The sequence below is a fragment of the Caulobacter sp. GW821-FHT10C03 genome, assembly GCF_059415485.1.
Map to the genome: position 1 here is coordinate 23532 of NZ_JBWKNI010000025.1, position 24203 is coordinate 47734.

Here is a 24203-nt window from a genome sequence, read left to right on the forward strand (position 1 = left end):
TCCGCTTTGCGAAGCCGTCAATCGCCCGCTCCCCCCACCGATCGCTTGCGCGATCGCCTCCCCCACAGGGGGAGGTTCTCTCAAGTCACTTCCCCGCGAACGCCCGCACGTGGGCCTTCACGGCCGCCGGATCGGCCGGCAGGCGGTCGAAGCGTTCGGGCTTGGCCGACAGGTCGGGCGCGCCGCGCGGCACGCCCTGGACGACGCCGGTGGCGGCCAGCACGGCTTCGGGGAACTTGGCGGGGTGGGCGGTCGACAGCACCACGACCGGGGTCGTGGGGTCTTCGAGGCGCAGGCGGGCGGCGGCGGCCAGGCCGACGGCGGTGTGCGGATCGACGACCTCGCCGGTCTCGTTCAGCGTGGCCAGCATGGTCTTGGCGGTGTCGGCCTCGCTGACCGAGGCCCCGACGAACAGCTCGCGCATCATCGTGTGAGCGCTGGGCGGGATGTCGAGCACGCCGGTGGTGGCGAAGCCACGGAAGGCCCGGCCGGTCTCGATGCCGTCACGGCGCACGGCCTCGAAATAGAGGCGCTCGAAGTTGGAGGCGACCTGGATGTCCATGGCCGGGCTCTGGGTGGCGGCCACGGCGCCGCGCGAATAGCGGCCGTCCTCGAAGGCGCGCGCGAGAATGTCGTTGCTGTTGGTGGCGGCCACGACCTTGGCGATCGGCAGGCCCAGCTGCTTGGCGACGAAGGCGGCGTAGGCGTCGCCGAAATTCCCCGTCGGCACGACGAAGGCGATCTCGCGGGCAGGCGCGCCCAGGCTGACGGCGGCGGTGAAGTAATAGACGCTCTGGGCCGCGATCCGCGCCCAGTTGATCGAGTTGACGCCCGACAGGTCCACCGCGTGGCGGAACTGGTCGTCCTGGAAGGCCTGCTTGACGATGGCCTGGCAGTCGTCGAACGAGCCCTGCACCGACACGCACGACACGTTGGCGTCGGCCGCCGTGGTCATGAACCGGCGCTGGACCTCGCTGATCCGGCCTTCCGGGAAGAGCGCGACGATGCGGGCGTTGCTGCGGCCGCGGAAGGCCTCGACGGCCGCGCCGCCGGTGTCGCCCGAGGTGGCGCAGATGATGGTCATGGTCCGCGACTGGCGCGACAGCACGTAGTCGTAGAGCCGGCCCAGGAGCTGCATCGCAACGTCCTTGAAGGCCAGGGTCGGACCGTGGAACAGCTCCAGCAGGTAGCGGTTGGCGGCCAGCTGCTTCAGCGGCGTCACCGCCGCGTGGGTGAAGCTGGCATAGGCCTCGTCGCACATGGTCTGCAGGTCGTCGGCCGGGATGTCGTCGCCGACGAAGCGGCCCAGCACGGCGGCGGCCACCTGGGCGTAGGTCTTGCCGGCGAAGGCGGCGATCTCTTCGGGCGTGAAGGTCGGCCAGGTCTCGGGCACGTACAGGCCGCCGTCGGGGGCCAGGCCGGCCAGCACCGCGTCCAGGAAACCGATCGAGGGGGACTCGCCCCGGGTCGAGACGTAACGCATCAGGGCCTCATCCTCCGCCAGAGCATGGCGGCATAGATAAAGAGCAGGGTGACGGCAAGACCAAACCACGTAAGCGCGTATTCCAGGTGCCGGTTGGAAATTTCTGCCGGCAACGGCGCGGGCGTGACGCCAGGGACGGCGGGCGCCTCCTTTTCGGCGACCACCATCAGCGCGGGCTTCGGATGCGGGGTCACGATGATTGAGCTCACCCGCTGCCCGTTGTCGGTCTGCGTCTCCGTCTGCTCGACCGTCGGCGCGAAACGCAGGATCCCCGTGACCTGTTCGGGTTGGGGTCCTTCATAGTCCGGTGTGGAGAGCGACCCAGCGGCCGCCTCTATGTATCCCCGGTCGATCGCCACGACGTGATCGGGGTTGCCGGTCGACTGACAGAAGGCCATCGCCCGCCAGGCGATCTGGCCGTCGCGCAAGGCATAGCGCGGCTGCTCCTTGCGGGGTGTCTCCTGCCACTTGCAGGTGACGGTGACGCGGTTCCACTCCAGCGCCTTGGGCGCGCTTTGATCGAGCACCTCGTCCAGCGGCCGGGCCGGCGCCGTCTTCAGCTTCTCGATCCGCGCCAGCAGGTCTTCCTTCCAGGCCAGGCGCTTCACCTGCCAGGTCCCCAGGCCGCAGAGGATGGCGAAGGCGATCAGGGTGGCGATCGTCAGGCCGATCGGGAAGCCGGGCTTCTTCGGAGCGGTCTCAGACATCGTCGCGCCCCGCTTGCGAGGCCTTGTTGGCGATCTGGGCGGCGACCATCAGCCCCTTGGCCGGCCGCATCAGGAACAGGCACGCCAGGCCCGTCAGCGGCAGCCAGACCACCAGCAGCAGCCATACCGGCCAGTTCCAGGCGAACATCGAGAACAGCGCCCCGAACGCGCAGAGGAAGCCGGCGATCAGGATGACGAAGGTCGACGCCCCGTCGCCGGTCTCGAGCTTGGCAAGGTCGTAGCCGCAGGCCTCGCAGCGCGGCGCGATCTTGAGGAAGCCCTCGAACAGGAAGCCCTCGCCGCAGACGGGGCATCGCCCGGCGGCGCCGGCGGCGTAGGGGTTGGTCTTGGGCATGCGATCCCCGCAGACGCTGAAAACGAAAAAGGCCCGGAACGCTGGTCTGCGCTCCGGGCCCCCTAGAACGGCTATGACCTTAGTGCGTCGAGGCGCCGAAGATCACGTAGATGAAGGCGAACAGGAACAGCCAGACCACGTCGACGAAGTGCCAGTACCAGGCGGCGGCTTCGAAGCCGAAGTGCTGCTTGGGCGTGAAGGCGCCGTTCATCAGGCGGATCAGGCAGACGATCAGGAACAGCGTGCCCACGAAGACGTGGAAGCCGTGGAAGCCGGTGGCCAGGAAGAAGGTCGAGCCGTAGAGGCCCGAATTGGCGGCGGCTTCGTTGTAGAACAGCTGCTCGTGATTGATGTGGGCGTATTCGTAGACCTGGATGGTCGTGAACAGCGCGCCCAGCAGGATGGTCAGGATCAGGCCCCACTGGGCGCCCTTGCGGTCGCCTTGCTGCAGAGCGTGGTGCGACCATGTGATGGTCGTGCCCGACAGCAGCAGGGTCAGGGTGTTGACCAGCGGCAGGTGCCAGGGCGAGACGGTCTCGACGCCGGCCGGCGGCCAGGCGGCCCAGGCGGTGCGCACTTCCTCGATGCCCGAAAGGGTGCGGTGATGGTGGAACAGGGCCATCTCGAAGAAGATCCAGAACCACGCCACGAAGAACATCACTTCCGAGGCGATGAACAGCACCATGCCGTAGCGCAGGCCGATCGAGACGACGGGGGTGTGATCGCCGGCGTTGGCTTCCTTGATGACGTCGCGCCACCAGCCGAACATCGTGTAGAGCACGCCGGCCAGACCGGTCGCGAACAGCCACCACTGGCCCTTCTCGATGCCGAACACCCCGCCCTTGATCCAGGCGATCAGGCCGAGCGCCATGACCGTGGCGGCGGCCGAGCCGACGAACGGCCACGGGCTGGGCGGCAGGATGTGGTAGTCGTGTTTGACGGCGCCGTGGGCCATGTGTCGCGAACCCTCTTTAATCTTATTGATGGCGCGTCGCTTGGGTCCCCCCGGCCCGCGCCTCTCCCTTGCCGAAAGCTATAGTCTGCTGGACGCTGTTCCGCCAAGAGGCTCGACGATGCGAGGCACGTCCGTCTTGCCTTCCTGGCCTTCGACGGCCGGGAAGAAGGTGTAGGACAGGGTGATCTCGGACTTGCCCTTGGTCTCCGGATCCTCGGCGAAGCGCGGATCGACGAAGTAGACGACCGGGAACTCGACCGTCTGGCCGGGCTGGATCGTCTGGTTCGAGAAGCAGAAGCACTCGATCTTCTGGAAGTACGGGCCGGCCTGCTCGGGCACCACGTTGTAGATCGCCCGCCCGGTCTGGGGCTTGTCGCTGGTGTTGGTGACCTTGAAGAAGGCCAGCCCCGAGGCGCCCAGCTTGATGTCCTGGCTGACCTGCTCGGTGGTGAAGGTCCAGGGCAGGTTGCGGATGTTGGCGTCGAAGCGGATCTGGACGGTGCGGTCGAGCACCTTGGTCGGGGCGGCCTGCGCGCGGCGCACCGTGCCGTCGAAGCCCGTGGCCTGGCAGAACAGCTTGTACAGCGGCACCGCCGCATAGGCCGCGCCGACCATGCCGACGAAGGCGACGGCGCAGATCAGCGCCACCCGCTTGTTGCGGCGGGCCTGCAGCGTGGTCTTGTCGGCGCCGGCCCCGCCCGGCGTGGGATCAGAACCGGTTTCCGACATTGGCGCCCAGCCTCACCAGGGTGACCACGAACACCAGCACGACGAAGGCGACCAGGCCCACGGCCAGCGCGATGTTGCGGCCGTTGCGGGCCTTGATGGCGTCCGCCTTGTCCGGCTGGACGGAGACGGTCTTCTTCGGGTCGGTCAAGAGATGAGCTCCAGAGCCTTCACGCCGATCATGGCCTCGGCCAGCAGGGCGGCGAACAGGGCGAAGAGATAGAGGATCGAGAAGGCGAACAGGTTGCGGGCGTCCTTGGCCCCGCCCACCGGCGGCGGGCGCTTGCCCTCGACGGCCGGTTCGGCGGCGGGAGCGGGCGCGGCGTCCACCTCGTAGAGGGCGCGGTCGGCGGCGCGCGGGTCGGCCGCGTCGCCGGCGTCGCTGCGGAACACCCGCCAGGCCAAGGTGAGGAACACCAGGCCGCCCAGGCCCGAGACGGCCAGATACAGCGGACCGCCCAGGCCGGTGAAGGCCGGCGCCAGGCAGACGGGAATGAAGATCAGGCTGTAGATCAGGATCTGCTGGCGGGTCGCCTTGGCGCCCTTGACCACCGGCAGCATCGGCACGCCGGCCTTGGCGTAGTCGGTGCTGATGTAGAGCGACAGGGCCCAGAAGTGCGGCGGGGTCCACAGGAAGATGATCAGCACCATCAGCCAGGCGTTCAGCGGCGCCGAACCGGTGGCCGCCGCCCAGCCGATCGCCGGCGGCAGCGCGCCCGCGAGGCCGCCGATGACGATGTTCTGGGCCGTCCAGCGCTTCAGCCACATGGTGTAGACCACGGCGTAGAAGACGATGGTGAAGGCCAGCAGGCCCGCCGCCAGCCAGTTGATCGCCATGCCCAGCAGCATGACCGACAGCAGGCTCAGCACCACGCCCAGGGCGGCGGCTTCGGAGCCCTCGACCAGGCCGGCCGGCACCGGACGGCCGCGGGTGCGGCGCATCTTGGCGTCGATGTCGGCGTCGTACCACATGTTCAGCGCGCCCGAGGCCCCGGCCCCGACGGCGATGCACAGCACCGCCACCGCGCCCAGCAGCGGGTGGATGTGGGTGCGGGCGGCTACCAAGCCGGTAAGGCCCGTGAACACCACCAGCGACATCACGCGCGGCTTCATCAGCTGGAAATAGTCCTGCCAGCGCGCGGCGCGGACCGGCTCGGTCCGGTGCGTGTCTGACGGGAGAACGGCGGGCTTGGCCATGGGATACGGTATCTTGGAAAGCTGGGTCTTGATGGGCGAAGGGCGCGGGCCCGGCTGTCGCCGGATCCGCGCCCCCCGCGCTTATACTGCTATCTTACCAGAGATCAGTGATGCCAGTGATCAATGATGATCGTCGGCCTTGATGACCGGCGGCTCGCTGAACTGGTGGAACGGCGGCGGCGAGGACAGGGTCCATTCCAGCGTGGTGGCGCCTTCGCCCCACGGGTTGGCCTCGGCCTTGCGGCGACGGATGGCGGCCTCGATGAGCACCAGCAGGAAGACGCCGACGCCCGCCACGGTGATCATGTAGCCGACCGACGAGACGTAGTTCCATTTCGCGAACGCGTCCGGATAGTCGACATAGCGGCGGGGCATGCCGTCCAGGCCCAGGAAGTGCTGCGGGAAGAACACCAGGTTCACGCCCACGAACATGATCCAGAAGTGCAGAGCGCCGAGGAACTCGTTGTACTTCACGCCCCACATCTTCTCGAACCAGTAGTAGAAGCCCGCGAAGATGGCGAAGACGGCGCCCAGCGACAGCACGTAATGGAAGTGGGCCACCACGTAGTAGGTGTCGTGCAGGCTGTAGTCGATGCCGGCGTTCGACAGGACGACGCCGGTGACGCCGCCGACCGTGAACAGGAAGATGAAGCCGATCGCCCACAGCATGGGCGTCTTGAAGCTGATCGAACCGCCCCACATCGTGGCGATCCACGAGAAGATCTTCACGCCGGTCGGGACGGCGATGATCATCGTCGCGGCCACGAAGTAGGCGCGCAGGTTGATGCTCATGCCGACCGTGTACATGTGGTGGGCCCACACGATGAAGCCGACGAAGCCGATGGCGACCATGGCGTAGGCCATGGCGAGGTAGCCGAAGACCGGCTTCTTGGAGAAGGTCGAGACGATGTGGCTGATGATGCCGAACCCCGGCAGGATCAGGATGTACACTTCCGGGTGACCGAAGAACCAGAACAGATGCTGGAACATCACCGGGTCGCCGCCGGCGGCCGGGTCGAAGAAGTGGGTGCCGAAGTTGCGGTCGGTCAGCAGCATGGTGATGGCGCCGGCCAGGACGGGCAGCGACAGCAGCAGCAGGAAGGCGGTGATCAGCACCGACCAGGCGAACAGCGGCATGCGGTGCAGGGTCATGCCCGGCGCGCGCATGTTGAAGATCGTGGTGATGAAGTTGATCGCGCCGAGGATCGACGAGGCGCCGGCCAGGTGGAGCGACAGGATCGCGAGATCCATGGCCGGACCGGTGTGGCCGGTGGTCGACAGCGGCGGATAGATCGTCCAGCCGCCGCCGAAGCCGTGGCCCGGACCGCCGTCGACGAACATCGAGGTGCACAGCAGCACCCAGGCGGCGACCAGCAGCCAGAACGAGATGTTGTTCATCCGCGGGAAGGCCATGTCCGGCGCGCCGATCATGATCGGGACGAACCAGTTGCCGAAGCCGCCGATCATGGCGGGCATGACCATGAAGAAGATCATGATCAGGGCGTGGGCGGTGACCACGGCGTTGTAGCCGTGCTTGCCCTTGAACACGCCGAGCTGAGCCAGCAGGCCGTTGTCGGTGAAGACCTGGATGCCCGGGTGCATCAGCTCCCAGCGGATCAGGCCCGACAGGGCCCCGCCGACGATGCCCGCCATGATGGCGAACAGGATGTAGAGCGTGCCGATGTCCTTGTGGTTCGTCGAGAAGAACCAGCGGGCGAAGAAGGGCGGCTTTTCGTCGGCGCCATGGCCGTCGTCGTGGTGATCGATGTCAGCGGCGTGAGCCATCGGACTGATATCCTAAAGCGTTCTTAGGCCGCCGGCGCGGCGGCGGGAGCCGCGGCCGGAGCGGAAGCGGGAGCGGCGGCCGGAGCAGCGGCGGCGGGCGTCGTCGTGGCGGGAGCGGCCGCGGGCGCGGCGGCTTCGGTCGCGGCCGGCGTGGCGGCGGGGGCCGCGGCCGGAGCCTTGGCCTTCACCCACGCGTCGAACTCGGCCTGGCTGACGACCTTGATCTCGATCGGCATGAAGGCGTGGTCGATGCCGCAGAGCTCCGAGCACTGGCCATAGTAGGTGCCCACCTTCTCGGCCTTGAACCAGGTCTCGTTCAGGCGGCCCGGGATGGCGTCGATCTTCAGGCCGAAGGCCGGCAGGGCGAAGGCGTGGATCACGTCGGCGCCGGTGACCTGCACGCGGACCACCTGGTTGACCGGCACCACCATCGCCTCGCTGGCGGCCAGCCGGTACAGGCTGTGCGGCAGGCCCTTGGCGGCCACCTGCTCCTCGGTGAGCACGTTGGAGATGATCTCGGGGATCTTCTGGTCGGGGTACTCGTAGCCCCAGTACCACTGATAGCCCGTGGCCTTCACGGTCATGTAGGGCTTGGGCATGTCGTTGTAGCGGAAGAGCAGCTTGAACGAGAAGATCGCGATGATCATCAGGATCAGCACGGGCACCAGCGTCCAGATGATCTCGATCGTGGTGTTGTGGCTGAACTTCGCGGGGACCGGATTGGCCTTGGCGTTGTAGCGCACGGCGATCCAGATGATCAGGCCCAGGACCAGCAGGGTGATGGCCGTGATGATCGGCAGCAGGATCCAGTTGTGGAACCAGATCGCGTCATGCTTCAGCACCGACGCGGCGGGCTGGAGGGCGATCCCCCCAGGCGTCGGCTGACCCAATAGATCCTCGGCGAAGGCTTGCCCCGCGAACGCCATCGTGGCGGCGGCGGCGCAAAGGCCAGCCCACTTCCGCCGCATCCCCTGGAATTGCTTCATTTCCCTCTCGGCCCGTTTCGGCGGCGTTCTAACGGGGTGACACTCCGTCTCCCGCCGCGCCGACTTGCACAATACGACCGGATACCGGGGTTCAAGCAATCGACTTTGCAACAAGTCGGAGCTCTCCCCATGGCGCCGATCGGTCGCAGGCGTGCATACGCGCATCAATCCCTGTTGCCAAGCACCCGAAACCACATGTGGAGCAGGGGAATCGCACCAGTTGCGAAGCATTCTCAATAACTTCGCCAAATCCATCCACACGACCGACAGGCGAATCACGCCGATCTCCGAACATTGATAACTTGTAATAACAGCTACCTTGCATCACACACTACCTGTCGGTACAAGGTTCCTACCAACAGGAACCGAGAGCCGTGCCTGAAGCCATCGAAACACAATTGAAGAAGGGCGTGCTGGCGCTGTGCGTGCTGGCCCTGCTGTCGAAGGCCGACAGCTACGCCTACGAGATCGCCAGCCAGCTGGCCCACGACATCGACATGGGAGAGGGGACCATCTACCCGCTGATGAGACGCCTGCAGTCCGACGGACTGGTCGAGACCTACCTGGTCGAGTCGACCAGCGGTCCGCCCCGCAAATACTACCGCCTGACCACCGCCGGCCGCGACAGCTTCGCCGCCCAGAAGGCCGAATGGGCCGCCTTCACCAAGGCCGTGGACGACATCCTGGGAGCCGCCGCATGACCCGCGCCGAATTCATCAGCCGCCTGAAGCGCGGCCTGGCCGGCCTGCCGGCCACCACCATCGCCGACGCGGTCGCCGACTACGACGCCCACTTCGACGACGCCGTCGCCGCCGGCCGCACCGAGGCCGAGACGGCCGCCGCCCTGGGCGATCCCGAACGCCTGGCCCGCGAGCTGCGCGCCGAAGCCGGCCTCAAGCGCTGGGAAGAGACCAAGAACCCGTCGGCCGCCGCCGCCGCCGTGTTCGCGGTTCTGGGCCTGGGCGCGATCGACATCCTGATCCTGCTGCCCTTCCTGATCGGCGTGATCGGCGCGATCTTCGGCTTCTTCATGGCCGGGATCGGCGTCTTCATCGCCGGGGGCTTGGTGTTCTCGGCCGGCCCGTTCTTCAACCCGCCAGGCGGCCCCGCCGTCGCCATCCTGGGCGGCATCGGCCTGATGGCCGCGGCCACCGCCCTGACCGCCGTCACCGGCCTGGTCACGGTCGGCCTGGTCAACGTGCTGGTCTGGTACGGCCGCCTCCACTACCGGCTGCTGAAGCCGGCCATCGAACCGCAAGCCTGAGGTCGCGCCATGATCCGCAACCTGACCATCATCGCCGTCGCCAGCTTCGTCCTGGCCGTGGCGTGCCTTGGAACCGCCTTCGCCATCGGCGGCCGCCAGATGATCCAGCAAGGCGGCTGGACCATCCCCGCCAACATCCACTTCAACGTCGAGGACAACGACGGCCGCGTCTCCGTCCATCGCAACGGCGAAGTGACGATCGAGGACCACGGTCCCAACACCACCCGCCAGATCGCCTGGACCGGCGCCGAGGCCCTGCGCATCGACCTGCCCGCCCGGGTGATCTTCACCCAGAGCGACAAGGCCGGCGTCACCGTCGAGGGTCCGCAAGGCCTGGTCCGCCGCGTGGTGCTGTCGGGCGACCGCCTGCACCTCGACGGCGACGGCAATGGCCGCGGCTTCACGATCACCGGCGACGGAGTGCGGCTGCTGGCCCATTCCGACGACCTGATCATCCGCGTCTCGGCCCCGTCGGTGAAGAGCTTCGTGCTCAACGGCTCGGGCGACCTGGACATCCAGTCCTACGACCAGCCGAGCCTGGCCCTGGCGCTGAACGGCAGCGGCGAGGTCTACGCCTCGGGCAAGACCAAGGCCGTCGACCTGCATATCGCCGGATCCGGCGAGGCCGAGCTGAGCGCCCTGACCGTCGCCGACGCCAAGGTCGAGATCGCCGGCAGCGGCGAGGCCAAGCTGGGTCCGACGGGCGAGGCCGACGTCAGCATCGCCGGCAGCGGCGACGTCACCCTGACCGAGCGCCCAGCCCGCCTGTCCAAGTCGATCGCCGGCTCGGGCGAGGTCAACGAGGACTGGTGAGCCCCTCCCCTCCGCCCCGCGACAGGATCGCGGGGCGGAGGGAGATGACGCGGGGCCTTCGAGCGCCTAACTTGTACGGATGACCGCTCCCCTCTCCGCCCCTTCCCTGCTGGACGCCGCCGGCGTCGACCCGCAACGCGCCCGCGCCATCCTGGGCGAGGCCCTGGCCGGGGCCGACGACGGCGAGCTCTTCCTTGAGCGGTCCGAGAGCGAGGCCTTCGTCTTCGACGACGGCCGGCTGAAGACCGCCTCCTATGACTCGGGCGAAGGCTTCGGCCTGCGCGTGGTGGCCGGCGAGACCGCCGGCTACGCCCACGCCTCGGAGATCTCCGAAGCCGCCATCGGCCGGGCCGCGGCCTCGGCCAGCCTCGCCAAGCGCGGCCACGCCGGGATCTCGGCCGAAGGCCCGCGCTCGACCAACGAAAAGCTCTATGGCGAGGACGACCCGGTCTCCTCGCCCGCCTTCTCCGAGAAGGTCAGCCTGCTCCAGGAGATCGACGCCTTCGCCCGCCAGCGCGATCCCCGCGTCGCCCAGGTGATGGCCAGCCTGACCGGCGAGCGCCGCGTGGTCGAGATCCTGCGCGCCGACGGCAAGCTGATCCGCGACGTGCGCCCGCTGGTGCGCCTCAACGTCCAGGTCACGGTCGAGAAGGACGGCAAGCGCGAGGCCGGCTCGTCCGGCGCCGGCGGCCGCGCCGGCTTCGCCGCCTGGATCAGCCCCGACAAGTGGCAGGAGCAGGTCGACGAAGCCCTGCGCCAGGCGCTGGTGAACCTCGACGCCGTCGCCTGCCCGGCCGGCGAGATGGACGTGGTGCTCGGCCCCGGCTGGAACGGCGTGCTGCTGCACGAGGCCGTCGGCCACGGCCTGGAAGGCGACTTCAACCGCAAGGGCATCTCGGCCTTCTCGGGCCGCATCGGCGAGCGCGTGGCCGCCAAGGGCGTCACCGTCTTCGACGACGGCTCGATCCCCGGCCGCCGCGGCTCGCTGACCATCGACGACGAGGGCACCCCGACCGAGCGCACCATCCTGATCGAGGACGGCATTCTGGTGGGCTACATGCACGACCGCATGTCGGCTCGGCTGATGGGCATGGCCGCCACCGGCAACGGCCGCCGCCAGTCCTACGCCCACATGCCGATGCCGCGCATGACCAACACCGGCATGCTGGCGGGCGACCACGACCCGGCCGAGATGATCGCCTCGATGAAGAAGGGCCTCTACTGCGCCAATTTCGGCGGCGGCCAGGTCGACATCACCAACGGCAAGTTCGTCTTCCAGTGCACCGAGGCCTACCTCGTCGAGGACGGCAAGATCACCGCCCCGGTCAAGGGCGCGACCCTGATCGGCGACGGCCCCAGCGCCCTGACCCGCGTGACCATGATCGGCAACGACTTCGACTTCGATCCCGGCATCGGCGTCTGCGGCAAGGCCGGCCAGGGCGTGCCCGTCGGCGTGGGCCAGCCGTCCTTGAAGATCACCGGCCTGACCGTGGGCGGCACCAGCCTCTGAGACCTGATCCCTCTCCCCTTGCGGGAGAGGGTGGCCTCCCGGAGGGAGGTCGGGTGAGGGGTTGAAAATCCTGTCCGCCGCGACGAGCGGATCGACCGGCCCCAGCGTCGAAAGTTTGAGAGACCCCTCATCCGACGGCCGGAGTTTACCCTCGGGCCGGCTTCGCCGGACCCGGGGGCGCCACCTTCTCCCGCAAGGGGAGAAGGACGACCCTAGCCTACCCTGTCGGCGATTTAATCCACCTGTCGCGCTTGTAACTTCATCCGCGCCTCGCCCACGGCCCAGTCTGGCGCGGCCCAGTCTGGGCGCGTCAACGAGGCCGCCGCCCGCGATTACCGGTCCCCAATCCCAAGCGGATCAGAAGCGGCCACTGCGAAGGACCCCGGCGAAGCCCGCCGGGGTCCTTTTTCGTTGGCGGCGAACGCTCAGCCCGCCTTGGCGGCGCGGCCGGCCCGCACGGCGGCGGCCAGGTCCTCGAGCACGCGCACCGAGGTGTCCCAGTCGATGCAGGCGTCGGTGACCGACTGGCCGTAGGTCAGGGGCTTGCCGGGCACGATGTCCTGGCGGCCGGCGACGAGGTTGCTCTCGATCATCACGCCCATGATCGGCGAGGTCCCGGTCGCCACCTGGGCGGCGATGTCGGCGACGACGGCCGGCTGGTTCTCGTGGTTCTTGCCGCTGTTGGCGTGGCTGGCGTCGACCATGATCCTGGGCGGCAGGCCGGCCTTGACCAGGGCTTCAGCCACCGCCCCGACGCTGGCGGCGTCGTAGTTGGGCGTCTTGCCGCCGCGCAGCACCACGTGGCTGTCGGCGTTGCCGGTGGTGGTGGCGATGGCCGCGCGGCCCTCCTTGGTCACGGCCAGGAAGTGGTGCGGCTGGGCCGAGGCGGTCACCGCGTCGATCGCCACCTTCACGTCGCCGTTGGTGCCGTTCTTGAAGCCGACCGGGCACGACAGGCCAGACGCCATCTCGCGGTGGATCTGGCTTTCGGTGGTGCGGGCGCCGATCGCGCCCCAGGCCACCAGGTCGGCGATGTACTGCGGGGTGGTGACGTCCAGGAACTCGCAGGCGGTCGGCAGGCCCTGGGCCGACACGTCGAGCAGCACCCGCCGCGCCAGCCGCAGGCCCTCGTTGATCCGGAAGCCGCCGTCGAGGTCGGGGTCGTTGATCAGGCCCTTCCAGCCGACCGTCGTGCGCGGCTTCTCGAAATAGACCCGCATGATCACTTCCAGCTCGCCGGCATGCCGCTCGCGCTCGGCCGCCAGGCGCTGGGCGTAGTCGAGAGCGGCCTTGGGGTCGTGGATCGAGCAGGGGCCGATCACCACCACCAGGCGGTCGTCGCGGCCGTGCAGCACCTCGTGCACCGCCTGGCGAGCGTCGCCGACGATCTCGGCCGTCGACGAGGAGGCCGGCGCCTCGCCGATCACCTGGGCGGGCGGGCTGAGGGTCTGCAGGCGCGAGATGCGCAGGTCGTCGGTGGGGACGGGCAGCGAGACGAGGCTGGCGGCGGTGGAAGAAGAAGGCATGGCGCGGTTCCTGGAAGATCGAGAAGAAGATCGGGAGGTCCGGCGGCCATTAAAAAAGCCGCCCGGGGAACCCCTGGCGGCTGGTGAAAGGCGTTTTTGGCGGCCTGATCTCAGGCCAAACGATCCCCTCCCGGCGCCAGAGGCGTCGGATAGCTAAAATACCAAAACAGCTGTTGGCTGGCGGCGAGGATCATCCGGGCACCCTAGAGCCAAGTTTTCCAGGAGTCCACCGCCCAGGCTTCGCGCCCTTTAAACGCGGCGATAGGCGAGGCCTATTGGTCCACCACCTTGATGATCCGCTCCGATGACGGGCGGCCGGCCAGACCCTTGCCCGAAGCGTAGGTGATGATCAGGGCGTCGTCCTTGACCGCCGCGCCGGGCTTGCGGCCCTCGGCCAGCAGCACGCGGCCGATGCGGTTCAGCAGGTTGCGGTCGCCGTTGCGGGCCATGCGCTCGAAGGCCTCGGCCGCGACATTGGCGCTTTCGGCGACCAGCACCGAGGTCTCGGGCCGGGCGTCCTGCACGGTCTCGAAGCTGACCTGGTGGCGCGCCGCGCGGCTGGCGCGGTCGGCGGCCTGGGCCATGCGCAGGAAGAGCGCGCTGGGCTTGATGAAGGCCGGCGGCTGGATGGTCGTGGCCCGGCCCATCAGGGCCGCGGCGGCGCCGGCCGGGCGGTCAGGCGTGAACAGGATCATGCCGCCCAGCTTGGTGGCGCGCAGCACCGGCTCGCCCAGCTCGTTCTTGTAGATCACGTCGCCGCGCGGTCCGGCGTGGGGCGACAGCACCCACACCTCGCTGCTGTTCTCGAACTTCAGCAGGGCGGTCGGCGTGGCGCGGTCGAGCACGAAGGCCCCGCCGCCTTCCGAGACGTAGCGGGCCACCGGCGGCGCCGGCGGCTTGCGGGCTTCCGCCGTGGCGCGATCGCCGAACAGGGCGTCGCGCAGGCTGTGCTTGGACTGGGCGGCGGCGGGCGAGGCGCAGAACCCTGCTCCGATCAGGGTGAGCGCCAGCGCGGCCGCGCAGCCTCTCGGCCCCATCGTTTCCACCGTCGGTCGTATCATGGCGACGGTGATGGTCCCCGACTGGGGCGATTCTTGGACGTGGAGGCGGCGCTTCCTGGCAAGCGTCGCCATGCGACTTTTCTGCAACGCTTCCCTGGCGCCCGGCAATCGCCACGCGCCCCCTGAACATCCCGGTCGGCGCCTACAGACGCCGACCGGGACCGTGCGGTCAAGCCACAAGCCTTCCGGCCCGGGCGCAACGACCGTCAGGCGAGGTACTGGCCGCCGTTCAACGACAGGGTGGCGCCGGTCACGAAGCCGGCCCGCTCGCCGGCCAGGAACGACACCATGTCGGCGATCTCCTCGCCCTTGCCCAGGCGGCCGACGGGGATGGCGCCGATGATGCCGGCCAGCACCGTCTCGGGGACGGCGGCCACCATCTCGGTGTCGATATAGCCCGGGCAGATGACGTTGACGGTCACGCCCTTCTTGGCGTTCTCGAGCGCCAGGGCCTTGGTGAAGCCGATCAGCCCGGCCTTGGCGGCCGAATAGTTGGTCTGGCCGACCTGGCCCTTCTGGCCGTTGATCGAGCTGATGTTGACGATCCGGCCCCAGCCGCGCTCGCGCATGCCCTCGATCACCGGGCGGGTCATGTTGAAGGCCGAGTCCATGTTGACCCGGATCACTTCCGACCACTGCTCGTAGGTCATCTTGTGCAGGAAGCCGTCGCGGGTGATGCCGGCGTTGTTGACCAGCACGTCGATGGGGCCGAGCTCGGCGGTGACCTTGGCCACGGCGGCCTGGCAGTCCTCGAACGAGCCGACATTGCCCTTGACCACCGTCACGCCCAGTTCCTTGGCGCAGGCCTCGGCGGCCGCCTCGTTACCGGAATAGCCCGCGGCGACCTTCAACCCGTCGGCCACCAGCCGCTCGCAGATCGCCCGACCGATGCCTCGCGTGCCGCCGGTCACGAATGCAACTCTAGCCATTCAGAAGTCTCCCGCTACCGTTACGTCATGGTTGCACGCCATCGCGTCCGGAGCGCAAGCCCCGGACGCGATTTGTCACGAAGACTTCTTCCGGGGTCAGACGGCCTCGATGCAGAGGGCCACGCCCATGCCGCCGCCGACGCACAGCGTCGCCAGGCCCTTCTTGCCGCCCGAGCGCTTCAGCTCGTGCACCAGGGTGGTGAGGATCCGCGCGCCCGAGGCGCCGATCGGGTGGCCGATGGCGATGGCGCCGCCGTTGACATTGACCTTGGCCGGGTCGAGGCCGAGCTCGCGCACCACCGAGATCGACTGGGCGGCGAAGGCCTCGTTGCTTTCGATCAGGTCGAGGTCGGCGACGGTCCAGCCGGCCTTTTCCAGGGCCTTCTTGCTGGCCGGGATCGGGCCGGTGCCCATGATCTCCGGATCGACGCCGGCGTTGGCCCACGAGACGATCCGAGCCAGGGGCTTCAGACCGCGCTTTTCGGCTTCCTCGGCCGTGGTCAGCACCAGGGCCGCGGCGCCGTCATTGAGGCCCGAGGCGTTGGCGGCGGTGACCGAGCCGTCCTTGGAGAAGGCCGGCTTCAGGCCCGAGATGCTCTCCAGGGTCACGCCGTGGCGGATGTATTCGTCCTGGTCGACGACGGTGTCGCCCTTGCGGCCCTTGATGGTCACGCCGACGATCTCGTCGGCGAACTTGCCGGACTTCTGGGCCGCCTCGGCCTTGTTCTGGCTGGCGACGGCGAACTTGTCCTGGTCCTCGCGGGTGATCTGCCAGCGGTTGGCGATGTTCTCGGCCGTCTGGCCCATGTGGTAGCCGTGGAAGGCGTCCCACAGGCCGTCCTTGATCATGGTGTCGACGAAGCCCAGGTCGCCCATCTTCTGGCCGGTGCGCAGGGCCTGGGCATGCGGGGCCTGGCTCATGCTCTCCTGGCCGCCGACCACGACGATCTTGGCGTCGCCCGACAGGATCTGCTGGGCGCCCAGGGCCACCGCGCGCAGGCCCGAGCCGCACAGCTGGTTGAGGCTCCAGGCCGGGCTCTCGACCGGGACGCCGGCCTTGACCGAGGCCTGGCGGGCGGGACCCTGGCCGGCGCCGGCCTGCAGCACCTGGCCCAGGATCACTTCATCGACGTCGGCCGGGGTCAGGCCCGCCCGTTCGACCGCGGCGACGATGGCGGTCTTGCCCAGCTCGGAGGCCGGCAGGCTGGACAGCGCGCCGAGGAAGGAGCCCACCGGCGTGCGAGCGGCGGAGACGATGACGATGTCGGTCATTGGCTTTCGTTTTCCCGTGACTGTTCGGTGACGCCTTCGCAGGTGCGGCGCCCACACTTTTGCAGTGCAACAGCACCATGCCGAAACGAACGGCGTTCGTCACGAATACATTTTCACGTCATGATGCGCAGTCCAACTATTCGCGGGACTGGCGCCATGCCTTTGCATTGGCGATAGTGCGATGCGAAAAGGCGGGCGACACCGCTGTCCCAGGGAACGAAATGTCCGAGAACCCCGAAAAAGGCGAAGCCGCCCCCGGCGCTGACAAAGCTGAAAAAGGGTCGGGCCAGCGCGTCGTCATCAAGAAGTACGCCAACCGCCGGCTCTACAACACCGCGTCCAGTTCCTACGTCACCCTCGAGCACCTGTCGGACATGGTGAAGGAGGGCGTCGACTTCGTCGTCTATGACGCCAAGTCCAACGACGACATCACCCGCTCGGTCCTGACCCAGATCATCTTCGAGGAAGAGAACCGCGGCGGCGGCCAGAACCTGCTGCCCATCCAGTTCCTGCGCCAGCTGATCGGCTTCTACGGCAACTCGATGCAGGCCTTCCTGCCCAGCTACCTGGAGATGTCGCTGGAAAGCTTCTCCAAGCAGCAGGAGCGCATGCGCCAGCAGTTCACCGGCCAGGGCCTGGCCGGCAAGGCCGCGGCGCCGGGCATGGCCATCTACGAAGAGCAGATCCGCCAGAACATGGCCCTGTTCGACCGGGCCATGAAGATGTTCTCGCCCTTCGCCTACAATCGCCCGGAAGACGGCGCGGCCGCCGAGGCCCCGCCCGCCCCGCCGCCGCAGCCGGCCCCCTCCGCGCCCAGCGAGGACAGCCTGGCCGACCTCAAGCGCCAGCTGGAAGCGATGCAGGAGCAGATCGCCAAGCTGGCGACCAAGCCGTAAATCCTGAACGGGCGTCAACCATGCCGGCGCATTCGTTCTTAACGGACGCGCCGCTAGGGTTACTCACCATGAACGGTCCGATCGATCCCATCCGACGTGCGGCCAACGCACGCCGGGCGCTGCCCGCGCCCCGGGACTCCGACCGCCGAGAGGCGGACGGGGAAGACGTGACTCATGTTCGCGAGGAAGAGGAAACGCCGGCCCCGCCGCCGCCTCCGCGGCGCGGGGCCTTCGCGACTTTCGCCGCCCATCTGATGGGCCAGCCCGGCCAGAAGCGCGGTCTGCGCGGTGGGCAGGAAGTGCTCGACAACGCCCGTTCGACCTATCTCGGCACGGAATATTCCGGCCCGGCCGACCGCCGTCCCAAGGCGGGCCTGATCAAGAAGACCGAAATCTAGCGCTCGAGAGCGGCTAGCCTGGCTTCCAGCGCCGCCACCCTCGCCTCCAGTTCGGCGATGCCCCGCGCGGCCGGATCGACCGGCGCCGCATGCGCGCCGATCCCGGCCCTTTGCGCGGCCTCCTCGCGCGAAACCCCCAGCATTTCGGCGAAAACAGCCACTTCGGCGGTGCTCAGCTCGCGCTGGTCCTTGAACGCCAGGTCCAGCGCCTCGGCGCTCAGACCCGCCGCCGCGGCCAGGGCGGCGCGGTCGAGCCCGCGCTCGGCCAGCCGCGCGTCATACCACCCAGGGTCGAAAAACAACGTCATGTGGAATTGTTAGCGCCGAAGGCCGGCTTGGCGCCAGTCTTGCTAGGTCGAGCCCTGAATCTTTCCGCAGAGCGCGCCGACCTATGCTGACCCTCCTGATCCGAGCCTTCGACGTCGCCGTCGTCACCCTGATCTTCACGGCCCTGACCTGACAACGTTTTCCTGACAACGCTTCCCTGCGACAAAAGCGCCGAGCGACGTTCATTCGCTTGATTGAAGGGGCGAGCGGGTTCAATTTCAGGACGTCGCGTTCACCCCCCACAACGCGACATGCGTACCGCCGGCCCGAGGTTGCCCCTAGTCCTCGGGCCGGTTCTACGTCCAGCCTCCAGCACATCGGCAGATTTTCGCTACCGTTTCACGGGAATCGTGCAGACGGACAGAAAGCGCCTACGCCGCTTCCAGCAGCATCATCGTGCCCTGGCCGCCGTCGGCGCAGATGCTGACGATGGCCTTCTCGCCCTTGCCGCGCGCGGCCAGTTCCTTGGTCGCCTGGGACAGGATCCGCGCCCCGGTGGCCCCGAACGGGTGGCCGATCGCCAGGCTGCCGCCGGTGGGGTTCATCCGCTCGCGCGGGAAGGCCCCGAGGTCGGCAGTGACGCCGGCCTTCTCGGCCAGGAACTTTCTGCTCTCCCAGGCGGCGATGTGCGACAGCACCTGGGCGGCGAAGGCCTCGTGGATCTCCCACAGCCCGATGTCGCCCAGCGTCAGGCCGTTGCGGGCCAGCATGCGCGGCACGCCGTAGGCCGGGGCCATCAGCAGGCCCTCGTTGCGCAGGTCGATGGCGGTGACCTCGTAGTCGAGGATCTTCACCCGTGGCGTTCGCTCGGGCAGGCGGGCCAGCCCCGCCTCCGAAGCCACCCAGATGCTGGACGCGCCATCGGTAAGGGGCGAGGAATTGCCGGCCGTCAGCGTGCCCTGGCCGCTGGTCTTGTCGAAGGCCGGCTTCAGCTTGGCCAGCTTCTCCAGCGTGCTGTCCTTGCGCGGAATGGTGTCGCGCCGGGCCTCGCCGATGGGGATCACCAGGTCGTCGAAGAACCCGCTCTCCCAGGCGCGCACGGCGTTCTGGTGGCTGGCGAAGGCGATGGCGTCCTGGTCGGCGCGGGCCAGACCCCATTCCTTGGCGGTGATCTCGGTGTGCTCGCCCATGGACAGGCCCGTGGTGCGATTGGCCACCTTGGGCACATAGAGCCGCGCATCGGCCGCCTTGAACGCCGACAGCACACTGAGCCGTCCCTTCAGGTCGCGGGCCTGCTGGAAGCGGCGGATCCAGTCCGACAGCCGCACCGACAGCCCGATCTGCACCCGGCTCATCGCCTCGACGCCGCCGACCAAAGCAAGATCCCGGCCGCGCCCGTCGATCATGCCGGCCGCCTCGAGCACGCCGGCCATGCTGGTCGAGCAGGCCATGACGGTCGAGAAGGCCGGGACGGTGGGATCGGCCCCGGCGTCCAGCAGCACCTCGCGGGCGATGTTGCTCCAGGTCAGGTTGGGGATCACCGTGCCCCAGACGGCGAAGTCGGGTCGAGCGCCCTTCTCCAGCATGGCCTTCACCACGGGCACGGAGAGGTCGATGGCGTCATGGGCGGCCAGGGCGCCGTCCACCTTGGCGAAGGGGGTGCGCAGGCCGGCGGCGAGCCAGAGGTTGGAAGCGGTCATGAACGGCGTCCGTAAGAGGGTCTGTTACCGATAGATAGGCGCGCGCGGACCGCCGCGCTTGTCGAAATCCGCCGCCCTCACGAATAGCGTTCCTCGGCCCAGGGATCGCCGCGATTGTGATAGCCACGCTCCTCCCAGAAGCCCGGTTTGTCGGCGGCGACGAACTCGATCCGCTTCAGCCACTTGGCGCTTTTCCAGAAATAGAGGTGCGGCGCCACCAGCCGCACCGGCCCGCCATGCTCAGCCGCGATCGGCGCGCCCTCCCAGCCGTGGGCCAGCAGCACGCCGTCATGCAGAAAGTCTTCGAGGGTCAGGTTGGTGGTGTAGCCGTCGTACGAATGCAGCACCACGAACCGCGCCTCATCCCTGGGCGCGACGGCCTCGGCCAGGTCGCGGGTCAGCACGCCCTGCCAGTGGTTGTCGTAGCGCGACCAGGTGGTGACGCAGTGGATGTCCGACACCGGCGCGCTCTGCGGCTGGGCCAGCAGGGCCTGGAAGTCCCAGGTGGCGGGGCGGGCCACCAGGCCGTCGATGCGCAGCCGCCAGTCAGCCGTCGGCAGGTCGGGCTTGAGGCCCAGGTCCAGCACCGGCCAGTCGCGCGTCAGGTGCTGGCCGGGCGGCAGGCGCTCGGCCTCGGGCCTTGCGGTGTGGCCGGTCAGGAACTTGCCGGCCCTGGCCCAGGCTTCCTTGCTGCGGGTGAGCTTGCTGTCTTCCGGCGGCTGGTCGTCGTCCATCGGGGCCTCCTGGGAAGGAGGCTAACGCGCGCGGCCGGCCCACGGCTTGAAGAAACGCCTCAGCGGTCGCCGAAATCGACGTCGCGACGGGCGGCCACGATGGTGACAATGAAGCCGGCCAGCACGTCGAGCAGCACCATCAGGGTGATCAGGAAGAACACCGAGGTGGCGAAGGCCGGCAGCAGCAGCAGTTGCACCAGGCAGACGATGAACAGCACCATCGACAGCGAGTGGTTGATGATCGCGATCTTGCGGCTGGTCGTCGACTTCAGCAGCTCGACGAACAGCACCACCAGCGAGGCGCCCAGCAAGAGGTCGCCCCAGCTGACGATCCAGTCGACCCGCGAGGCCATGTGGATGCGGAACAGCTGCTCGCCGAACCGGTAGCTGGCCGCGTCGGACGAAAAGCCGCCGCCGACGGTCAGGGCCAGCAGATTGTAGATCAGCACCGGCAGGGCCAGCAGCGGAAAGGCGGCGAACATTGCGGTGAATTCCCCCGAGACGGCTTTCAGGGTTAACCGGTTTCGGGGCCGTGGTGAAGCCGGGGCCGCCTGTCGGGCGAGCGACCCCCGCCCCTAAGGCCCACGGTGTAGCCCGCCACCGACCCCGGTCGCGCCCAGAGCCCTACGGCTCGGGCAACGGCGGCCGCTCGGCGAAGGTCAGGGGCGGGGCGCCGGGCGAGCGTCCGCCCCGACTCCAGCGCGCGGCGCACAGGCTTAGGTTCTCGTACCAGCTCACATCGCCGTCGGGAGGAAAGCCGTGCCCCTTGGCCAGGTCGGTCACGCCGGCCCACTGCACGTGCGGTCGCTCGAAGCTCAGGGTCTCCAGGCCGTAGGCCCTGGCCACCTCGGTCATCCGATCCCACCAGGCCCCTCGCTCGCCCTTGTCGTTCCAGCTCCAGGCGCCGTTCTCGAACAGCACCAGGTCGCAAGCCAGGCCGTACTGGTGATAGGAGCTCCAGGGCTGGGCGCGCGTCACCTTGTCCCCGGGACTGGTCCGCCCCTGGGCGTAGAGCCAGGCCTGGCGCTCCGGCGTGCGATAGCCCTCGAACAGCGCGAATGGGATGTTTTCGCCATTCAGGGTCGCCAGGACCTTTTGAACCGCTTCCCGTACGGCGGGGTGCAGATGGTCGTCCCGGCGATCGCGGCTCTCGACCGACGGCGCGGGCGGAAAGGTCGAGGGCCAGGTGATCGCGGGCGACGTCGGCGCGCTGACGCGGCCGGGATCGAGCGCCAGGTGCAGCCCCGCCGCATAGCCGGCGAGCCCGTTCCAGGCCACCTTCAGCCAGGCAGGATCACTGCTGGGACCTTCGCTGTCGACCAAGGTTCCCCCCGGCATGACCGCCAGGCGCGTGGCGCTTTTGGCCGGTTCGGCCCGCAGGTTCAGGGCGTGCGCGGTGACGCGATAGACGCTCATGACTCAGCCCTCCGCCGTCAGCTGTTCGAGCGCCTCGACCTGACGCTTGTAGGCGTCGAGGCCGGCGCGGATCTGCTCGATCGCCGTCCGGGCGGCCTTGATCGCCTCGGCGGCCGCCGTCCGGTGGACGTCCAGAGCGTCCGGCTGCGGTCCGGCGGCGAGCGCGGCGGCCTCCTTGTCGTAGTCTTCCAGCCCCTTGGCGGCTGCGGCGCACTGGTCCTCCAGGGTCTTGCCGTCGGCGACGGCGGTCGCCTGCAAGGCCTTGCGCTTGGCCTGCTCGAGCGGATCGGCCAAATCGGGCGCCTGGACGACCTGCTGGAGACGCTGGGCGAGCGGCGTGAGCTCGCCGGTTACGGCCTCTAGGTCCTTGCCCAGGGCGTCGCGTTCGACCACCAGCGGCGACGGCGGCGCTGCGGGCGCGCCCGGCCCTTCTTCCTTGCGGCTTTCGACGGCCGTGCGCGAGCCGAAGTAGAAGCCGATCACCGTGGTCAGAAGGGTGATGATGGCGGTCAGCAGTTGGCGCACCAACTCCTGGGACTCCGTGCTCGGACCATTGGTGCTGTAGAGCGCCAGCTTGGCGGGCTTGGCGGGCGTTGCGGCCACCCCTGCCGAAGCGGGAACCGCCGCCGCGCCGACATCCCTGATCGCCACCCGGAAGCCCAGGGCCTCATACCGCGCGCGTTCGGCCTGGACCTGATCCGCCGCGACGGAGGTCTCGGTGAGGAAGGACAGAACCTCCGGCTTCTGGCTCAAGGTGACGTAGTTCAGGCCGAAGACCACGAACAGCACCATGATGCCGACGGCCAACAGCGCCCGGATCGACCCCGAGGGTAGGCCGAAAGCCTCCTGGGCCGATCCCAGCCTCAGCCCTTTGAAGACCACCGCCGTGGTCGCCATCGCGGTAATGAAGATGACCAGCAGGCCGACGAACCAGATGGCGCTGTCGTCACGACCCTTGACGAAGGTGATGACCCCGCCGAGCAGCAGCGACACTAGGAGCAGCAATCCCAACCCCCAGCCGACATAGCCCCGCCGACTGTTCAGCCTCAGCCGAAAGATCTCGCTGGCCGTACCGGCCCCGCCCTCGCTCATGCCCGCCCCCGCGAATGAACCGGCGCCCAGCCAAGGCCGAGCTTTGGATAACAACGTTCTCTCCAAGTGAGAAAGTCGTCAAGCGAGAGGTTGATAAAAATACAACCCTGGATTCATTTGCGCGGAAGGACGGCCGACGGCGCTCAGGTCGGATCGACTCTGCGCCGTTCTTCAAGTTCGATTTTCCCCGCGGAAAACGGGGACCCAAGCTGACTTTCGGGAGAAGGCGCGGCCGTGGGCCATGTTCAGCCTCGGCTTGGATCCTCGCCTTAGCGGGGATACTCGGTGGAAAATGGCCGAGGCCCCGAACGTCGCCCCGCCCTACGCTTCGTCCACGCCCTGCGGATTGCGGGCCCGCGACTGCAGCCACATCACGCCGAACAGGTCGCTGATCGAGGCCTTCAGGCGGCCGAAGTTGGTGTATTTCGAAACCCCGGTCTCGCGGTGACGGTGGTTCACCGGCTGGAAGGCGATCTCGTAGCCCTCGCGCAGCATCAGCGCCGGGATGTAGCGGTGGATGTGATCGAAGTACGGCAGGCGCAGGAAGGCCTCGCGGCGGAAGGCCTTCAGGCCGCAGCCGGTGTCGTTGGCGGTGTCCTTCAGCAGGCGCTTGCGCACCCCGTTGCCGAACTTGCTGGCGAACCGCTTGGCGCTGCTGTCCTGGCGCTTGACCCGCTCGCCGCCCACCAGGGCCAGCTGCGCCGGAGCCGTCTGCAAAGCCTTGGCCAGGCGCGGCGCGTCGGCCGGGTCGTTCTGGCCGTCGCCGTCCATGGTGACCACGATCGGAGCGCGGGCGGCCAGGATGCCGCTGCGGATCGACCGGCTCTGGCCGGAGTTCTTGCGGTGGCCCAGCACGCGCAGCTGCGGGATCTCGGCCTTCAGGGCGGTCAGCAGGGCCTTGGTGTCGTCGCGGCTGGCGTCGTCGACGAAGATCATCTCGTAGGACTCGCCGGCAAAGGCGGCCGCGATCTCGCGCGCCAGGGCCGGCGCCGCGCCGCCCTCGTCGAACACGGGCACGACGACGGAGAAATCGGGGATCGCGGCGGGATTGGAAGACGTCATGGCCGCTTTTACCGCAAAACTCGCGCCAGGAAAGGATCGTGCTATTCCATCGCTCATGAGCGCCAATAC

Annotated in this window: 27 protein-coding genes; 6 read left to right on the forward strand and 21 right to left on the reverse strand. The window is 68.4% G+C overall.

The window, feature by feature from the left end; all coding sequences use genetic code 11:
- Positions 1-85 precede the first annotated feature (85 nt).
- From thrC to coxB, 9 genes are all read right to left on the reverse strand, one after another.
- Positions 86-1483, reverse strand: a complete 1398-nt coding sequence (gene thrC, locus AC07NG_RS22815) for a threonine synthase (RefSeq protein ID WP_494596534.1) — start codon at positions 1481-1483, stop codon at positions 86-88.
- Positions 1483-2190: an SURF1 family protein gene (locus AC07NG_RS22820; RefSeq protein WP_494596536.1), complete on the reverse strand. Its 708-nt coding sequence runs from the start codon at positions 2188-2190 to the stop codon at positions 1483-1485. The genes thrC and AC07NG_RS22820 overlap by 1 nt, the downstream gene beginning before the upstream one ends.
- On the reverse strand, positions 2183-2545 hold the full coding sequence (locus AC07NG_RS22825) for a DUF983 domain-containing protein (RefSeq protein WP_110121353.1): 363 nt from the start codon (positions 2543-2545) through the stop codon (positions 2183-2185). Before AC07NG_RS22825 ends, AC07NG_RS22820 begins: the two co-directional genes overlap by 8 nt.
- A 79-nt stretch (positions 2546-2624) precedes the next feature.
- A complete protein-coding gene (locus tag AC07NG_RS22830) occupies positions 2625-3500 on the reverse strand; it encodes a cytochrome c oxidase subunit 3 (RefSeq protein ID WP_110121354.1) in 876 nt (291 codons plus the stop codon).
- Between the two features lie 78 nt (positions 3501-3578).
- On the reverse strand, positions 3579-4229 hold the full coding sequence (locus AC07NG_RS22835; RefSeq protein ID WP_494596539.1) for a cytochrome c oxidase assembly protein: 651 nt from the start codon (positions 4227-4229) through the stop codon (positions 3579-3581).
- Positions 4210-4326: a cytochrome c oxidase system small membrane protein gene (locus AC07NG_RS22840; RefSeq protein ID WP_233245330.1), complete on the reverse strand. Its 117-nt coding sequence runs from the start codon at positions 4324-4326 to the stop codon at positions 4210-4212. The genes AC07NG_RS22835 and AC07NG_RS22840 overlap by 20 nt, the downstream gene beginning before the upstream one ends.
- A gap of 47 nt (positions 4327-4373) precedes the next feature.
- Positions 4374-5423 carry a heme o synthase gene (gene cyoE, locus AC07NG_RS22845; protein ID WP_494596541.1) on the reverse strand — a complete coding sequence of 350 codons (1050 nt, stop codon included), beginning with the start codon at positions 5421-5423 and terminating at the stop codon, positions 4374-4376.
- A 120-nt stretch (positions 5424-5543) separates the two neighbouring features.
- Positions 5544-7208, reverse strand: coding sequence for a cytochrome c oxidase subunit I (ctaD, locus tag AC07NG_RS22850; protein WP_494596542.1), 1665 nt, complete (start codon positions 7206-7208; stop codon positions 5544-5546).
- A 23-nt stretch (positions 7209-7231) separates the two neighbouring features.
- Positions 7232-8194 carry a cytochrome c oxidase subunit II gene (gene coxB / locus AC07NG_RS22855; RefSeq protein WP_492854317.1) on the reverse strand — a complete coding sequence of 321 codons (963 nt, stop codon included), beginning with the start codon at positions 8192-8194 and terminating at the stop codon, positions 7232-7234.
- A 374-nt stretch (positions 8195-8568) separates the two neighbouring features.
- Between coxB and AC07NG_RS22860 the strand changes: the two genes are divergently transcribed.
- The 4 genes from AC07NG_RS22860 to tldD all read left to right on the forward strand — a co-directional run bounded on the left by AC07NG_RS22860 (position 8569) and on the right by tldD (position 11781).
- Positions 8569-8895, forward strand: a complete 327-nt coding sequence (locus tag AC07NG_RS22860; RefSeq protein WP_110121359.1) for a PadR family transcriptional regulator — start codon at positions 8569-8571, stop codon at positions 8893-8895.
- Positions 8892-9458: a DUF1700 domain-containing protein gene (locus AC07NG_RS22865; RefSeq protein WP_492854316.1), complete on the forward strand. Its 567-nt coding sequence runs from the start codon at positions 8892-8894 to the stop codon at positions 9456-9458. The genes AC07NG_RS22860 and AC07NG_RS22865 overlap by 4 nt, the downstream gene beginning before the upstream one ends.
- Before the next feature lie 9 nt (positions 9459-9467).
- Positions 9468-10271 (forward strand): GIN domain-containing protein, encoded by an 804-nt coding sequence (locus AC07NG_RS22870; RefSeq protein ID WP_494596544.1) that lies wholly within the window; start codon positions 9468-9470, stop codon positions 10269-10271.
- A gap of 79 nt (positions 10272-10350) precedes the next feature.
- Positions 10351-11781, forward strand: coding sequence for a metalloprotease TldD (gene tldD, locus AC07NG_RS22875; RefSeq protein ID WP_494596546.1), 1431 nt, complete (start codon positions 10351-10353; stop codon positions 11779-11781).
- A gap of 425 nt (positions 11782-12206) precedes the next feature.
- Here the strand turns inward: tldD and AC07NG_RS22880 are convergent, their stop codons facing one another.
- The 5 genes from AC07NG_RS22880 to AC07NG_RS22900 form a co-directional block, all read right to left on the reverse strand.
- Positions 12207-13307 carry a 3-deoxy-7-phosphoheptulonate synthase gene (locus AC07NG_RS22880; protein WP_494596548.1) on the reverse strand — a complete coding sequence of 367 codons (1101 nt, stop codon included), beginning with the start codon at positions 13305-13307 and terminating at the stop codon, positions 12207-12209.
- A gap of 110 nt (positions 13308-13417) precedes the next feature.
- Complete coding sequence (locus AC07NG_RS22885; RefSeq protein WP_101711352.1) at positions 13418-13501, reverse strand: hypothetical protein; 84 nt, start codon at positions 13499-13501, stop codon at positions 13418-13420.
- A 78-nt stretch (positions 13502-13579) separates the two neighbouring features.
- Positions 13580-14344, reverse strand: coding sequence for a DUF4908 domain-containing protein (locus tag AC07NG_RS22890; RefSeq protein ID WP_487290057.1), 765 nt, complete (start codon positions 14342-14344; stop codon positions 13580-13582).
- Between the two features lie 230 nt (positions 14345-14574).
- Complete coding sequence (phbB, locus tag AC07NG_RS22895; RefSeq protein WP_487290058.1) at positions 14575-15297, reverse strand: acetoacetyl-CoA reductase; 723 nt, start codon at positions 15295-15297, stop codon at positions 14575-14577.
- A 96-nt stretch (positions 15298-15393) separates the two neighbouring features.
- Complete coding sequence (locus AC07NG_RS22900) at positions 15394-16569, reverse strand: acetyl-CoA C-acetyltransferase (RefSeq protein ID WP_494596551.1); 1176 nt, start codon at positions 16567-16569, stop codon at positions 15394-15396.
- Between the two features lie 221 nt (positions 16570-16790).
- Here AC07NG_RS22900 and phaR point away from each other — a divergent pair, with 221 nt between their 5' ends.
- On the forward strand, positions 16791-17465 hold the full coding sequence (gene phaR, locus AC07NG_RS22905) for a polyhydroxyalkanoate synthesis repressor PhaR (RefSeq protein WP_110120945.1): 675 nt from the start codon (positions 16791-16793) through the stop codon (positions 17463-17465).
- Between the two features lie 68 nt (positions 17466-17533).
- The gene (locus AC07NG_RS22910; protein ID WP_492854309.1) at positions 17534-17863 is read left to right on the forward strand and encodes a hypothetical protein; all 330 of its coding nucleotides are present in this window, start codon (positions 17534-17536) and stop codon (positions 17861-17863) included.
- Here AC07NG_RS22910 and AC07NG_RS22915 read toward each other — a convergent pair.
- The 7 genes from AC07NG_RS22915 to AC07NG_RS22945 all read right to left on the reverse strand — a co-directional run bounded on the left by AC07NG_RS22915 (position 17860) and on the right by AC07NG_RS22945 (position 24134).
- Entirely contained in the window at positions 17860-18171 is a 312-nt protein-coding gene (locus AC07NG_RS22915; protein WP_494596553.1) for a DNA-binding protein, read from the reverse strand. The two genes, AC07NG_RS22910 and AC07NG_RS22915, sit on opposite strands and share 4 nt — an antisense overlap.
- A 390-nt stretch (positions 18172-18561) precedes the next feature.
- Positions 18562-19830 carry an acetyl-CoA C-acyltransferase gene (locus tag AC07NG_RS22920; protein WP_492854307.1) on the reverse strand — a complete coding sequence of 423 codons (1269 nt, stop codon included), beginning with the start codon at positions 19828-19830 and terminating at the stop codon, positions 18562-18564.
- A gap of 77 nt (positions 19831-19907) precedes the next feature.
- Positions 19908-20564 (reverse strand): sulfite oxidase-like oxidoreductase, encoded by a 657-nt coding sequence (locus AC07NG_RS22925; protein ID WP_494596555.1) that lies wholly within the window; start codon positions 20562-20564, stop codon positions 19908-19910.
- A gap of 59 nt (positions 20565-20623) precedes the next feature.
- Positions 20624-21046, reverse strand: a complete 423-nt coding sequence (locus AC07NG_RS22930) for a hypothetical protein (RefSeq protein WP_110120940.1) — start codon at positions 21044-21046, stop codon at positions 20624-20626.
- Positions 21047-21188: 142 nt separating this feature from the next.
- On the reverse strand, positions 21189-21980 hold the full coding sequence (locus tag AC07NG_RS22935; protein ID WP_494596557.1) for a D-alanyl-D-alanine carboxypeptidase family protein: 792 nt from the start codon (positions 21978-21980) through the stop codon (positions 21189-21191).
- A gap of 3 nt (positions 21981-21983) precedes the next feature.
- Positions 21984-23072 (reverse strand): hypothetical protein, encoded by a 1089-nt coding sequence (locus tag AC07NG_RS22940; RefSeq protein WP_494596559.1) that lies wholly within the window; start codon positions 23070-23072, stop codon positions 21984-21986.
- 321 nt (positions 23073-23393) lie between these two features.
- Positions 23394-24134, reverse strand: a complete 741-nt coding sequence (locus AC07NG_RS22945) for a glycosyltransferase family 2 protein (protein WP_492854303.1) — start codon at positions 24132-24134, stop codon at positions 23394-23396.
- Positions 24135-24203 lie beyond the last annotated feature (69 nt).